Here is a 14,969-nt window from a genome sequence, read left to right on the forward strand (position 1 = left end):
TATTTGAATGATTCAGCGAACCCCTTGTTAGCTAATACAGTTGTGATAGCTGCTGTTAATGTAGTCTTACCGTGGTCTACGTGACCTATTGTTCCAATGTTAACGTGTGGTTTACTTCTTTCGAATTTTGCTTTTGACATTGTTATTCCTCCTTCATTTAAATGACATATTGTCATTATTGTACCGTTTTATATATTTTTAAATATTTGGTATGAAATATTTACACCATTTAGTATAAATATTTTCAATCTATTTAAGTGAGAGATACTACATAAAGGTAGTTCTCTCTTATTTATAATTTTATCAAGAATTATTTAGCTTTCTTTCCTGCTACTTCTTCTTGAATGCTCTTAGGTACTTCTTCATAGTGATCAAATACCATTACATAAGTTCCTCTACCTTGAGTTTTAGATCTTAATGTAGTTGCATATCCGAACATTTCTGATAATGGAACGAACGCTCTTATAACTTGACGTCCATTTCTTTGCTCCATACCTTCCATTCTACCTCTTCTTGAGTTGATATCACCAATAACATCTCCCATGTACTCTTCTGGTACGATTACTTCAACCTTCATTGAAGGTTCTAGTAATGTAGGATCTGCCTTTTTCATAGCGTTCTTGAATGCCATTGATCCAGCAATCTTGAATGCCATTTCTGATGAATCGACATCATGGTATGAACCGTCGAAACATTTTACTTTGAAGTTTATAGTTGGGAATCCAGCTATAACACCACTTTCAGCTGCTTCTTGGATACCGTTATCTACTGCAGGAACATATTCTCTTGGAATTGATCCCCCAACGATAGCGTTTTCGAATTCATATTCTCCTTCTGTTGGAATCATTTCGATCCAGCAGTGTCCGTATTGTCCTCTACCACCAGATTGTCTTACGAACTTACCTTCAGCTTTAACAGCTTTCTTGATAGTTTCTTTGTAAGCAACTTGTGGAGCCCCTACGTTACATTCAACTTTGAATTCTCTTTGTAATCTATCAACGATGATATCTAAGTGTAATTCACCCATACCAGCTATGATTGTTTGACCAGTTTCTTGGTTAGTCCAAGTCTTGAATGTTGGATCTTCTTCAGCTAACTTAGCTAAAGCGATACCCATTTTTTCTTGACCAGCCTTAGTCTTTGGTTCGATTGCAATTGAGATAACTGGTTCTGGGAATTCCATGCTTTCTAGGATAATTGGATTTGCTTCATCACATAAAGTATCTCCTGTAGTTGTATTCTTTAACCCAACTACTGCTCCTAAATCTCCAGCTCTTAATTCGCTTATTTCTTCTCTTGAGTTAGCGTGCATTTTAACTAATCTACCGATTCTTTCTTTCTTACCCTTGCTTGAGTTAAGAACGTAAGTACCACTTTCCATTATACCTGAGTAAACTCTTGTAAATGCAAGTCTTCCTACGAATGGGTCAGTAGCTATCTTAAATGCTAATGCTGACATTGGAGCATCATCGCTAGCTTCTCTTTCTAATTCTACATCTGCATCATCAACTGATATCCCTTTTACTGCTGGTATATCTAAAGGTGATGGTAAGTAATCAACAACTAAGTCAATCATTTCTTGAACACCTTTATTTTTGTATGATGAACCACAGATTACAGGAACTATTTCATTATTGATAGTAGCTTTTCTTAAAGCAAGCTTTAACTCTTCTTTAGTTAACTCTTCACCATCTAGGTATTTCATCATTAACTCTTCATCAGTTTCAGCTATTGCTTCTATCATAATGTTTCTGTATTCTTCTGCTTTATCTTTTAATTCAGCTGGGATTTCTCCTCTTTCGATGTCTTTTCCTAAGTCATCTTTGTGTATAAGTGCTACATCTTCTATAAGGTCGATCATACCTGCGAAGTTTTCCTCTGCACCTATTGGAATTTGGATAGCTATAGCGTTAGCTTTTAATCTATCTCTTACTGAATTGATACAAGCATAGAAATCAGCTCCAGTAGCATCCATCTTATTTACATAGATAGCTCTTGGTACTCCATAGTTATCAGCTTGTGTCCAAACTGTTTCCGTTTGTGGTTCAACCCCACTCTTTGCATCTAAAACAGTTATAGCACTATCTAGACATCTTAATGATCTTTCAACTTCAACAGTGAAATCTACGTGTCCAGGAGTATCGATTATGTTTATCGCATATCCCTTCCATTGACAGAATGTAGCAGCAGAAGTGATTGTTATACCTCTTTCTTGCTCTTGTGCCATCCAGTCCATTTGTGAAGCACCATCATGTGTTTCTCCGATTTTGTGTGTTCTACCAGTGTAGAATAATATACGCTCAGTAGTTGTTGTCTTACCAGCATCTATGTGAGCCATAATTCCTATATTACGAAACTTATCTAAAGGAAATTCTCTTGACATAATAATTCCTCCTCTCAATGAGTAATTTTAAATTCAACAAAACTGTTTTGGCTGAGGCCAAAACAGTCTTAAAATTAGTATCTGTAGTGAGCGAATGCTTTGTTAGCTTCAGCCATTTTATGAGTATCTTCTCTCTTTTTAACAGCAGCTCCTGTGTTATTAGCAGCATCTAATAATTCTCCTGCTAATCTTTCGCACATTAACTTTTCGCCTCTTTTTCTAGCAGCAGCTAGCATCCATCTGATACCTAAAGTCTGTCTTCTTTCTGCTCTAACTTCTATTGGAACTTGGTAAGTTGCCCCACCTATTCTTCTTGCCTTTACTTCTAATAATGGCATTACGTTATTCATAGCTTCTTCGAAAACTTCTAAAGCATCTTTACCAGTCTTTTCAGCCATAGTTTCAAATGCTTGGTAGCATATTTTTTGCGCTACTCCCTTTTTACCGTCTAGCATGATTCCGTTTATTAACTTTGTAACAACCTTTGAGTTGTACACTGGATCAGCTAAAACATCTCTTTTTGCTATATGTCCTTTTCTTGGCACTTTTCTTCCCTCCTTAACAATTTAAATTTAAGTTCATTGGTACTCGATATATTGCATATCGCAAAGTGCTTCTCTCATCATCTATATAAACTTAATTCATAAATCTATGTAAACACTAAAGATAAGCACTACATTAATTTAAGAAAACCTATTTCTTAGGTCTCTTAGCACCGTACTTTGATCTTCCTTGCATTCTGTTAGCTACACCAGCACAGTCAAGTGCTCCTCTTACAATATGGTATCTAACCCCAGGAAGGTCTTTTACTCTTCCACCTCTTATAAGAACAACGCTATGCTCTTGTAAGTTGTGTCCTACACCACCAATGTATGCAGTAACTTCGTATCCATTTGTAAGTCTTACTCTAGCAACCTTTCTTAGGGCTGAGTTAGGCTTTTTAGGAGTTGATGTTTTAACAACTGTACATACTCCTCTTTTTTGTGGACAGTTTTTTAGTGCTGGAGCTGTTGATTGGTTCGCAGCAACTTTTCTTCCTTTTCTAACTAATTGGCTTATAGTTGGCATTCTTTCACCTCCTGAATTTTATTTATCTATATAAAAAATATTAGATAAAACGAATTTATATTGTCTACAAATTTTACAGTCTTACTATAAAAAACCTCACGAGGCAAAGTTTAACTTTGCCTCAATGAAGTAATGTAGGCAATTATTTGGTTGTATATTTTATTAAACATACAACACGTATTTTAACATTTAAGAATACACATGTCAACAAAATTAATTCCTATTCAACATTTACCACGATATCTTCTTCAATTGTATCATCTTCAACGTCTAATCTTGCTGATCTATATCTCATCATTCCAGTACCAGCAGGAATTAATTTACCTATTATAACATTTTCTTTTAATCCTACAAGTGGATCAATCTTTCCTTTAATTGCAGCTTCTGTAAGAACTCTTGTAGTTTCTTGGAATGATGCAGCTGATAAGAAACTATCAGTTGCAAGAGCAGCTTTAGTTATTCCAAGTAAAACTTGGTCTCCCTTAGCTTCTTCTCCGCCAAACTCTCTTACTCTATTATTTTCTTCTGCAAAATCAAACATATCAATTGTAGTACCTGGTAAAAGATCTGTATCTCCTGATTCAGTTACTTTTACTTTTCTAGTCATTTGTTTAACAACTACTTCTAAGTGCTTATCATTGATATCAACACCCTGTAATCTATAAACTTTTTGAACTTCTGATAAAAGATATCTTCTTGCTCCATCAACGCCTTTAATAGCCATGATGTCATGAGGATTTACTGAACCTTCTGTAATTTCGTCTCCAGCTTCAATGTAATCATCATTTGAAACCTTAACTCTTGAACCAAATGGAATGTCATAGCTTATTTCTTCTCCATCTGCTCCCATTACATGAACCATTCTCTTTTTCTTAGTTTCTTCAACTCTTACAGTACCATTTATTTCACTAACAATCGCAAGACCCTTTGGCTTTCTAGCTTCGAATAACTCTTCAACTCTAGGAAGACCTTGTGTGATATCTCCAGCTGATGCAACACCACCTGTATGGAATGTTCTCATTGTAAGCTGTGTACCTGGTTCTCCGATTGATTGCGCTGCTATTATACCAACAGCTTCACCGATATTAATCTTTTGAGCTGTTGCCATGTTCATACCATAACATTTAGCACAAACACCAATTTTACATCCACATGTAAATACTGATCTGATCTTAACTTTCTTAACACCAGCATTGCTGATCTTTTCAGCTAATTCTCCATCCATGTAATCATCTTTTGAAGCTAAAACTTCGCCAGTTTCTGGATGCATAATATCTTCTGCTGTGTATCTTCCAGTTAATCTTTCCTTTAGTTCTTCGATAATTTCATTACCTTCTTTTATTTCACTAACAACTATTCCTTCGTTAGTTCCACAATCTTCTTCTCTTACTATAACGTCTTGTGATACGTCAACAAGTCTTCTTGTTAAGTATCCTGAATCGGCTGTCTTAAGAGCTGTATCGGCATTACCCTTTCTAGCTCCGTGAGTTGAGATGAAGTACTCAAGGACATCAAGACCTTCTCTAAATGATGCTCTGATTGGTAATTCAAGGATTTTACCTGATGGACTAGCCATAAGACCTCTCATACCTGCTAATTGTTTTATCTGTGACTTAGAACCTCTGGCTCCAGAGTCAGCCATCATGAATATTGGATTCCATTTATCCAAACTATCCATTAGTGCATTAGCAACATCTTCTGTTGTCTTAGTCCATTTTTCTATAACTCTTTCATATCTTTCATCTTCTGATATAAATCCTCTTTTATACATTTTCTCTATCTTATCCACTGTTTCATCAGTTTCTTTTAATAGAGCATATTTTGCTTGAGGTACTATCATATCTGATGCAGCAACTGTAACAGCTCCGATTGATGAATAATGATATCCTAAAGCTTTTATTTTATCAAGCATTATTGAAGTGTCTGTTGGACCGTGCTTCATATAACACTTATCTATTATTGTTCCTAGTGATTTCTTAGTTATTAAGAAATCTACTTCTAGATTAAACTCTTCTTCTGGATTACTTCTATCAACAAAGCCTAAATCTTGAGGAATTGATTCATTGAATATTAATCTACCTACAGTAGTCTTAATTATTCCTGATTTCATTTCTCCATCGACTTCTTTAAACATTCTTACAAATATGTCTGCATGAATTTCTATAGCCTTAACTTCATAAGCCATTATAGCTTCATCTTTTGACATAAAGTACTTACCGCTACCTAGAGCCCCGTCCTTTTCCATAGTCATGTAATAAGAACCAAGAACCATATCTTGAGTAGGTACACAAACTGGCTTACCATCTGATGGCTTCATTATGTTTCCAGCTGCAAGCATTAAGAACCTTGCTTCTGCTTGAGCTTCAACTGATAATGGTACGTGAACAGCCATTTGGTCACCATCGAAGTCAGCGTTGTAAGCTGTACATACTAATGGGTGAAGCTTAATAGCTCTTCCTTCTACTAGAACAGGTTGGAATGCTTGAATACCAAGTCTATGAAGAGTAGGAGCACGGTTAAGCAATACTGGATGATCAGCAATTACTTGCTCTAAGATATCCCAAACTTGTGGCATAACTCTTTCTACCATTCTCTTCGCACTCTTTATGTTGTGTGCTACTCCATCTTGAACTAGCTTCTTCATTACAAATGGTTTGAATAATTCAAGAGCCATTTCTTTTGGAAGACCACATTGGTACATTTGTAATTCTGGTCCAACAACGATAACTGATCTACCAGAATAGTCAACTCTCTTACCAAGTAAGTTTTGTCTAAATCTACCTTGCTTACCTTTAAGCATATCTGAAAGAGATTTTAACGGTCTGTTTCCAGGACCAGTAACAGCTCTTCCTCTTCTACCATTATCGATAAGAGCATCTACAGCTTCTTGAAGCATTCTTTTTTCGTTTCTAACGATTATATCAGGTGCTCCTAGATCTAATAATTTTTTCAATCTATTATTTCTGTTTATAACTCTTCTGTAAAGGTCATTTAAATCTGATGTTGCAAATCTTCCACCATCTAATTGAACCATCGGTCTTAAATCTGGTGGGATTACAGGTATTACATTTATAATCATCCATCTTGGATCATTTCCTGATGCTCTGAATGATTCTACAACTTCTAATCTTCTGATTATTCTTACTTTCTTTTGACCTGTACTATGTTTTAACTCTTCTTTTAGTTCTTTTGAACCATTTTCTAAGTCAATTTCACCTAAAAGATCTTGAACTGCTTCAGCACCCATTCCAGCTACGAAGCTTTCTTCACCATATTTATCTACAGCTTCTCTATACTCTTTTTCGTTAAGAAGTTGTTTCTTTAATAATGGTGTTTCCTTAGGATCAATTACAACATATGAAGCAAAGTATAAGATCTTTTCTAATGATCTTGGTGACATGTCAAGTATTAATCCCATTCTTGATGGAATTCCTTTAAAGTACCAAATGTGAGAAACCGGGGCAGCAAGTTCAATATGCCCCATTCTTTCTCTTCTTACTTTAGCTTTAGTAACTTCTACTCCACATCTGTCACAAACTATACCTTTATATCTAACTCTCTTATATTTTCCACAGTGACATTCCCAATCTTTCATTGGTCCGAATATTCTCTCACAGAATAAACCGTCTCTCTCTGGCTTTAAAGTTCTGTAGTTTATTGTTTCTGGTTTTTTAACTTCTCCCCTTGACCATTCTCTGATTTGTTCAGGGGATGCTAAGCCTATTTGTATGGCATCAAAATTATTTAATTCAAACAAGGGTAATCCTCCCTTCAAAATTAGTGTTCATCGTTAAAATCATCAAGCTCTAAGTTATCTTGAAACTCTTCTAACTGAAAACCTTCATACTCTTCTTCTTCTTCAGCTTCCGCTTCTACTTCTGAAGTGTAGCTGTCTTCAGTCTCTATTACTGGTTGTTTTTCAACAAACTCTTCTGTTCCCTCAATGTTTACTTCTAAATTTGCTGAATCATCTTCTTCGTTAAACTCTTTAAGTCTTACTTCCTCATTGTCATCATTAAGAACTCTAACATCTAAGCAAAGTGCTTGTAATTCCTTTATAAGAACCTTAAATGATTCTGGAACTCCTGGTTCTGGGATATTTTCACCCTTAACTATTGCTTCGTAAGTTTTAACTCTACCAACAACATCATCTGACTTAACAGTTAAGATTTCTTGTAATGTATGAGCAGCACCATATGCTTCTAGTGCCCAAACTTCCATTTCCCCGAATCTTTGACCACCAAATTGAGCTTTACCTCCAAGTGGTTGTTGAGTAACTAATGAGTATGGTCCAGTTGATCTTGCATGGATCTTATCATCAACTAAGTGAGCAAGTTTTAAGATGTACATTATACCAACTGTAACTTCATTATCAAACGCTTCTCCTGTTCTACCATCATATAGAGGAGTTTTTCCGTTTGCATTATAACCTGCATCTCTTAAGCATTGTTCTATATCTTCTTCAGTTGCACCATCGAATACTGGAGTAGCAATGTGCCATCCTAGTGCGCTAGCTGCCCATCCTAAGTGAACTTCTAGTACCTGACCGATGTTCATACGTGATGGAACCCCTAATGGATTTAAGCAGATTTGAAGTGGTCTTCCATCTGGTAAGAAAGGCATATCTTCTTCGGGAAGTACTCTTGAAATAACCCCTTTATTACCGTGACGTCCAGCCATCTTATCTCCAACTGATATTTTTCTCTTTTGAGCTATATAGCATCTTACAAGTTCATTAACACCTGGATTTAATTCATCACCGTTTTCTCTAGTAAATACTTTAATATCTACTATTATACCTGCTTCTCCATGTGGAACTCTTAATGAAGTATCTCTAACTTCTCTTGCTTTTTCACCGAAGATAGCTCTTAATAATCTTTCTTCTGCTGTTAATTCAGTTTCACCCTTTGGAGTTACTTTACCAACAAGGATATCTCCTGATCTTACTTCAGCACCAATTCTGATTATTCCTCTTTCATCGATGTCTTTTAAAGCATCTTCACTTACATTAGGAATATCCCTAGTTATTTCTTCAGGTCCTAATTTAGTATCTCTTGCTTCACATTCGTATTCTTCTATATGAATTGACGTAAATACATCTTCTCTTACTAATTCTTCTGAGATAAGCATCGCATCTTCGTAGTTATAACCTTCCCAAGTTATGAATCCCATTCTGATGTTTTTACCTAATGCTATTTCCCCTAAATCTGTTGATGGCCCATCAGCTAGAACTTGGTTCTTAAATACCATTTCTCCAGCACTTACTAAAGGTCTTTGATTTATACAAGTACCTTGGTTACTTCTCTTGAACTTTAATAACTTGTAAGTATCAACACCGCCATCAACATCTCTCTTAACTTTAATTTCACTAGCACTTACGTAGCTTACCACCCCTGCATTTTTAGCATTTGGTAGTACTCCTGAGTCTGCTGCTGCTCTAAATTCTATTCCTGTACCAACTATTGGAGCTTGTGGCTTTAATAGCGGAACTGCTTGACGTTGCATGTTAGATCCCATAAGAGCTCTTGAAGCATCATCATTTTCTAAGAAAGGAATCATAGCTGTTGCAACAGATACGATTTGTCTTGGTGAAACGTCCATTAAGTCAACTTCATTAGCAGGTACTACGATAACTTCTTCCATGTATCTAACAGTTACTTTATCGTGTACAAAGTGACCATTTTCATCTAAAGGCTCATTTGCTTGGGCTACTAGATATTGGTCTTCTTCATCTGCAGTGAAGTATCTTATTTCATCAGTTGCTCTCTTATTTTCTTTATCAATAACTCTATAAGGTGTTTCAATAAATCCATATTCATTAACCTTAGCATATGTAGCTAATGAGTTGATAAGACCTATATTAGGTCCTTCTGGAGTTTCGATAGGGCACATTCTACCATAATGTGAGTGGTGAACGTCTCTAACTTCGAAACCGGCTCTTTCTCTTGAAAGTCCTCCAGGTCCTAATGCAGATAATCTTCTCTTATGAGTTAATTCTGATAATGGATTTGTTTGATCCATGAATTGTGATAATTGTGAACTACCAAAGAATTCTTTAATAGCTGCAGCAACTGGTCTAATATTGATTAACATTTGAGGAGTAATTGCCTCTTGGTCTTGAATAGTCATTCTTTCTTTAACTACTCTTTCCATTCTTGATAAACCAATTCTAAATTGATTTTGTAGTAATTCTCCAACTGATCTTAATCTTCTATTACCTAAGTGGTCTATATCATCTACATATCCAATGTTGTAAGCTAATCCTATTTCATAACTAATTGTTGCAAATATATCATCTCTTACAATATGTTTTGGAACTAATCTTGTAATATTCTTCTTAATTTCTTCTTTAATACTTTCTTCATCACTGAAGTTATCAAGTATTTCTTTTAATGTTGGATAGTGAACTAACTCTTTAATATTAAGTTCGCTTATATCAAATGAAACATGCTTTGATAAATCAACAAAGTGATTACCTATTACTCTAATAACTTTGTCTTCAATTAATATATCTACTGAATTGATTCCAGCATTTTGTATATTTTCTGCCATTTCTCTTGATATCTTTTGTCCTTGCTCTACCATTATTTCTCCAGTTGATGGATTTACTATATCAACTGCAGCAACTTGATTTGCAAGTCTTAAGTTAATAGCTAACTTCTTATTGAACTTATATCTACCAACTCTTGATAAATCATATCTTTTAGCATCAAAGAATAATGAGTCTATTAGAGATACAGCACTATCAACTGTAGGCGGCTCACCTGGTCTTAATCTCTTGTAGATTTCAAGTAAAGCTTCTTCTTTAGTCTTAGTGTTATCTTTTTCTATTGTAGCTTTGAATCTTTCTTCTTCACCAAAATAGTCTAATAACTCTTGATCACTTCCAAATCCCATAGCTCTAGCTAAAATTGTGATTGGAAGTTTTCTTGTTTTATCAATTCTAACTGATATTATATCGTTAGAATCTGTTTCATACTCAAGCCAAGCTCCTCTATTTGGGATAACAGTTGCTGAGAATAGTTTCTTACCACTCTTATCTCTGTTTTGGCTATAGTATACACCTGGTGATCTTACTAATTGGCTGACAATAACTCTTTCAGCACCATTAATAATAAAAGTACCTTGCTCAGTCATTAATGGGAAGTCTCCCATGAATACTTCTTGTTCTTTTATTTCACCAGTTTCATTATTTGTTAGTCTCACTGAGACTTTTAGTGGTGCAGCATAAGTTGAGTCTCTCTCCTTACACTCTTCCACAGTGTACTTAATATTATCCATATCAAGCTTGTAATCTACAAACTCAAGTACTAAGTTTCCAGTGAAGTTTCCTATAGGATTTATATCGTCAAATACTTCGTGTAGACCCTCTTTTAGGAACCATTCATAAGAATCTAATTGTACTTCTATAAGATTTGGCATTTCAGTTACATCTTTAACTTTACCAAAACTCATTCTTGTTCTTTTTCCAGATTGGACAGGATGTACCATGAATTTTCACCCCTTGTATAAACTAAAATAACCAAAAGCATAACTTCCCTAGGGACTTTTGCTTTCGGACAGCGTCATCTTTTTAGTATAACCAATTTCAACACAGTTATACTGTTTTTTCCAATAAATTATACTTATCCATAATGAATAGTACATTAAATGATAGTATCATAACATTTTATCAATGTCAATATTTTTTCTACTTATATAACAGATACAAATATATCTATTTCTATAAATAAAACTATATAAAATATCCAGTTTTATAATAGGATAATTTATATAGTTTCAATTTTAACCTTAGAATATAAAAAGGTGCTAATGCTAGCACCTTTTATATACATTTTGAAATTTAATTAAAGTAAAATTACTTTAATTCTACTTCAGCTCCAACTTCAGCTAATTTAGCTTTCATGTCTTCAGCTTCTTCTTTAGCTACAGCTTCCTTAAGTGTCTTAGGAGCTCCGTCAACTATTTCTTTAGCTTCCTTTAATCCTAATCCAGTTAATTCTCTTACAGCTTTGATAACCTTGATTTTGTTAGCTCCAGCGCTAGCTAAAACTACGTCAAATTCAGTCTTTTCTTCAGCAGCTGCTCCAGCTACTGCTCCTGCTACTGCTACTGGTGCAGCAGCGCTTACTCCAAATTCCTCTTCGCAAGCAGTTACTAATTCATTTAATTCTAAAACGCTCATTTCTTTTATAGCTTGAATGATATCTTCTCTTGTCATTTTAATTGCACCTCCAAATTTTTTAAAACAAAATTAACTATGTATAGTTAATTATTCAGCTGATTCAGCTTCTTTTTTTTCTTTTATTGCATTTAATAAGTATGCAAGGTTTGATAATGGAGCCTTGATACTTCCAAGAAGTTTTGCAATAAGAACTTCTTTTGATGGGATTGAAGCGATCTTTGTGATCATTTCTTGATCGTAGATTTCTCCTTCAACTACACCTGCTTTTAGTTCTAACTTCTTGTGATTCTTAGCGAAATCATTTAAGATTCTTGCTGGAGCTGTAGCATCTTCGTATCCGAATGCTATTGAAACTGGTCCTTCTAAGTATACTTCCATACCGTCTAAACCTAACTCCTTAGCAGCTAAAGTAACCAAACTATTTTTGTATACTTTGTATTCTACTCCAGCTTCTCTTAAGTTCTTTCTTAATTCTGTGTCTTCTTCAACAGTTAGACCTTGGTAGCTAGTTAAAACAACGCTTTGCGCCTTTTCTAACTTTTCCTTAATCTCAGCAACTCTTGCTTCCTTTAATTGTCTATTCTTGTTCACTGTGTGTCCACCTCCTCACAGTATTAACTGCTTTTTCGTATTATAAAAGGTCTTCCCGTAGACAGAGGAAGACCCATGATAAACATATGTTTACAGAACCCCTCGGTAGGTAGTTACACGTTACGCGGCAAGCCGCACCTACTGTCTACGGAACAATATTTCATTTTTCAACAAAATTTATTATATCACTGAACTTACGTTAAGTCAACAATTATTCTGTAACTTTTACTGGGTTAACCTTTGCTCCAGGTCCCATTGTGCTTGTTACAGTAACTGACTTAATGTATTGTCCTTTAGCTGCAGCTGGTTTAGCTTTAACTAAAGCTTCCATTAAAGTCTTGAAGTTTTCGTGTAACTTCTCAGCTCCGAATGATCTCTTTCCGATTGGGCAGTGTACTATAGCAGTTTTATCTACTCTGTACTCAACCTTACCAGCTTTGATTTCAGCTATTGCTTTAGCAACATCAAATGTTACTGTTCCTGATTTAGGGTTTGGCATTAATCCCTTAGGTCCTAAGACTCTACCGATTCTACCAACTACACCCATCATATCTGGAGTAGCTACAACTACATCGTAGTCGAACCAGTTTTCTGATTGGATCTTTTGAACTAATTCTTCAGCTCCAACGAAATCTGCTCCCGCTTCTTGAGCTTCTTTAGCTTTATCTCCCTTTGCGAAAACTAAAACTCTTACAGTTTTACCTGTTCCGTTTGGTAATACTACTGCCCCTCTTACTTGTTGGTCAGCATGTCTTGGATCTACCCCAAGTCTAACATGTAATTCGATTGTTTCATCGAAGTTAGCTTTTGCAGTTTTAACAGCAAGCTCTAAAGCTTCTGCTGGATTATATAAAGCACTTTTATCTATTAACTTTGCACTTTCAACATATTTCTTTCCCATTAATAAGCCTCCTTTGTGGTATTAGCGGTTCTTACCTCCCACTATTTTTGTGAATTACTCTTCAATAGTTACACCCATACTCTTAGCTGTACCTTCGATCATTCTCATTGCACTCTCGATGTTTGCAGCATTTAAGTCAGGCATTTTTGTTTCTGCGATTTTCTTTAATTGTTCTCTAGTTATCTTTCCAACCTTTGTTCTGTTTGGAACTCCTGATCCGCTTTCAAGTCCTAATTCTTTCTTTATTAGAACTGCAGCTGGAGGAGTCTTTAAGATAAAACTAAAAGATCTGTCTTGGTAAACTGTGATTACTACTGGTATTATTAATCCAGCTTGATTAGCAGTTTTTGCATTGAACTCCTTACAGAATCCCATTATGTTTACACCATGTTGTCCTAATGCTGGACCAACTGGTGGTGCTGGAGTTGCCTTTCCTGCAGGAAGTTGAAGTTTAATCATTCCAGTTACTTTCTTAGCCATTTTGTTATTCCTCCTATACTGTGGTATATACGGACAATAATTTTTTTGTCCTCCCACTTGATTAAAAGATTAGTTAATCTATTAAACTAATTTTTCTACTTGATTAAAATCTAGCTCAGCTAATGTTTCTCTACCGAACATATCAACTAAAGCTTTAATTTTTTGCTTTTCAAGATTTATCTCTTGAATTGTTGCCACGAATTCTCTAAGTGGTCCTGAGATAACTCTTATACTTTCACCTACTTCAAGATCTGTTTCTTTTGGAAGTTCTACAACTCCCATTGATTCGATCTCGTAGTCAGTAAGAGGAACTGGTTTAGATCCAGGTCCCACAAAGCCAGTTACGCCTCTTGTGTTTCTAACAACATACCAAGATTCGTCTGTCATTAGCATCTTTACTATTACATATCCTGGGAATTTTTTCTTAAGAGAAACTTTTTGTTTTCCATCTTTCTCTTCAATTACTTCTTCCATTGGTATTTGGATGTCGTGAATTAATGATTCAAGATGTCTATTTTCAACAACTTTCTCTATGTTAACTTTGACCTTGTTTTCATATCCAGAATACGTATGTACTACGTACCATCTTGCTCTTTCACTCATATTAATCGGTGATTAAACACCCAAACCTCCTTTTACTTAAGTTTCAAAACTACTTCAAAGAGGTTTTGAAAAATATAATCGAATCCGCCTACAAGTACAATATATACTACAGCGAATCCAAGAACTGCAATCAATGCTTTTTTTGTCTCATTCTTAGATGGCCACGTTATTCTTTTGAATTCCGCTTTTACATCCTTAAAGAATTTGAACACACCGCCTTTAGAGGCAGCTTTTTTAGTCTTTACATTATTACCAGTCATAATTTCACATCCTTATATTTTTGTAAGTCTGTGTCGTTACTTAATCGCTAACTATTTTGTTTCTCTATGAAGAGTGTGCTTCTTACAGAATTTACAATATTTTTGCATTTCCATTCTGTCTGGGTTGTTTTTCTTGTTCTTCATTGAGTTATAGTTTCTTTGTTTACACTCTGTGCATGCTAAAGTTATCTTTACTCTCACGGTCTGCACCTCCAGTTTTAAATATATATTCTAAGAGACATACCTCTTACTGTATCTATTTCGTGACTTTATGAGTTACTTTCTCACATTATCACAATTTATTTAAACTGTCAATAATATGTCCTTTGTAAAGGACTAGGTAATTTACCCAGTCCTTATTAAAGTATGTTTGACAATTTCAATCTTTTTTATTCTTTTGTTGACTATTCGATTACGCTAGTAACAACTCCTGAACCTACAGTTCTTCCACCTTCTCTGATGGCGAATCTTAATCCTTCTTCCATAGCTACTGGGTGG

Annotated in this window: 14 protein-coding genes and 1 other annotated feature; all 14 genes read right to left on the bottom strand. The window is 35.1% G+C overall.

Annotated features, from left to right (window positions below):
* The coding region (locus JOC62_RS18625; RefSeq protein ID WP_243425112.1) for a GTP-binding protein at nt 1–140 on the bottom strand (140 nt) is incomplete at its 3' end.
* A 170-nt stretch (nt 141–310) separates the two neighbouring features.
* Nucleotides 311–2,383: an elongation factor G gene (fusA, locus tag JOC62_RS18630; RefSeq protein ID WP_204596773.1), complete on the bottom strand. Its 2,073-nt coding sequence runs from the start codon at nt 2,381–2,383 to the stop codon at nt 311–313.
* Nucleotides 2,384–2,457: 74 nt separating this feature from the next.
* Nucleotides 2,458–2,928, bottom strand: a complete 471-nt coding sequence (gene rpsG / locus JOC62_RS18635; RefSeq protein ID WP_204596774.1) for a 30S ribosomal protein S7 — start codon at nt 2,926–2,928, stop codon at nt 2,458–2,460.
* 148 nt (nt 2,929–3,076) lie between these two features.
* Entirely contained in the window at nt 3,077–3,451 is a 375-nt protein-coding gene (gene rpsL, locus JOC62_RS18640; protein WP_204596775.1) for a 30S ribosomal protein S12, read from the bottom strand.
* A gap of 220 nt (nt 3,452–3,671) precedes the next feature.
* Nucleotides 3,672–7,208 carry a DNA-directed RNA polymerase subunit beta' gene (rpoC, locus tag JOC62_RS18645; protein WP_204596776.1) on the bottom strand — a complete coding sequence of 1,179 codons (3,537 nt, stop codon included), beginning with the start codon at nt 7,206–7,208 and terminating at the stop codon, nt 3,672–3,674.
* Nucleotides 7,209–7,228: 20 nt separating this feature from the next.
* Complete coding sequence (rpoB, locus tag JOC62_RS18650) at nt 7,229–10,942, bottom strand: DNA-directed RNA polymerase subunit beta (RefSeq protein ID WP_204596777.1); 3,714 nt, start codon at nt 10,940–10,942, stop codon at nt 7,229–7,231.
* A 367-nt stretch (nt 10,943–11,309) separates the two neighbouring features.
* Nucleotides 11,310–11,672 (bottom strand): 50S ribosomal protein L7/L12, encoded by a 363-nt coding sequence (rplL, locus tag JOC62_RS18655; protein ID WP_204596778.1) that lies wholly within the window; start codon nt 11,670–11,672, stop codon nt 11,310–11,312.
* A gap of 51 nt (nt 11,673–11,723) precedes the next feature.
* Nucleotides 11,724–12,227: a 50S ribosomal protein L10 gene (gene rplJ / locus JOC62_RS18660; RefSeq protein ID WP_204596779.1), complete on the bottom strand. Its 504-nt coding sequence runs from the start codon at nt 12,225–12,227 to the stop codon at nt 11,724–11,726.
* 33 nt (nt 12,228–12,260) lie between these two features.
* Nucleotides 12,261–12,396: a sequence feature (ribosomal protein L10 leader region), on the bottom strand.
* A gap of 42 nt (nt 12,397–12,438) precedes the next feature.
* A complete protein-coding gene (gene rplA, locus JOC62_RS18665; RefSeq protein WP_204596780.1) occupies nt 12,439–13,128 on the bottom strand; it encodes a 50S ribosomal protein L1 in 690 nt (229 codons plus the stop codon).
* Nucleotides 13,129–13,182: 54 nt separating this feature from the next.
* Nucleotides 13,183–13,608 (bottom strand): 50S ribosomal protein L11, encoded by a 426-nt coding sequence (rplK, locus tag JOC62_RS18670; RefSeq protein ID WP_204596781.1) that lies wholly within the window; start codon nt 13,606–13,608, stop codon nt 13,183–13,185.
* An 81-nt stretch (nt 13,609–13,689) separates the two neighbouring features.
* Nucleotides 13,690–14,211, bottom strand: coding sequence for a transcription termination/antitermination protein NusG (gene nusG / locus JOC62_RS18675; RefSeq protein WP_204596782.1), 522 nt, complete (start codon nt 14,209–14,211; stop codon nt 13,690–13,692).
* Between the two features lie 32 nt (nt 14,212–14,243).
* Complete coding sequence (gene secE / locus JOC62_RS18680; protein ID WP_204596783.1) at nt 14,244–14,471, bottom strand: preprotein translocase subunit SecE; 228 nt, start codon at nt 14,469–14,471, stop codon at nt 14,244–14,246.
* Between the two features lie 51 nt (nt 14,472–14,522).
* Nucleotides 14,523–14,672: a 50S ribosomal protein L33 gene (gene rpmG / locus JOC62_RS18685; protein ID WP_027099171.1), complete on the bottom strand. Its 150-nt coding sequence runs from the start codon at nt 14,670–14,672 to the stop codon at nt 14,523–14,525.
* A 203-nt stretch (nt 14,673–14,875) separates the two neighbouring features.
* Nucleotides 14,876–14,969: EF-Tu C-terminal domain-related protein (locus JOC62_RS18690; protein WP_341534822.1), on the bottom strand; the 94-nt coding region annotated here is incomplete at its 5' end.

The sequence above is a fragment of the Clostridium sardiniense genome (assembly GCF_016907995.1).
Taxonomy (GTDB): Bacteria; Bacillota; Clostridia; order Clostridiales; family Clostridiaceae; genus Clostridium; species Clostridium sardiniense.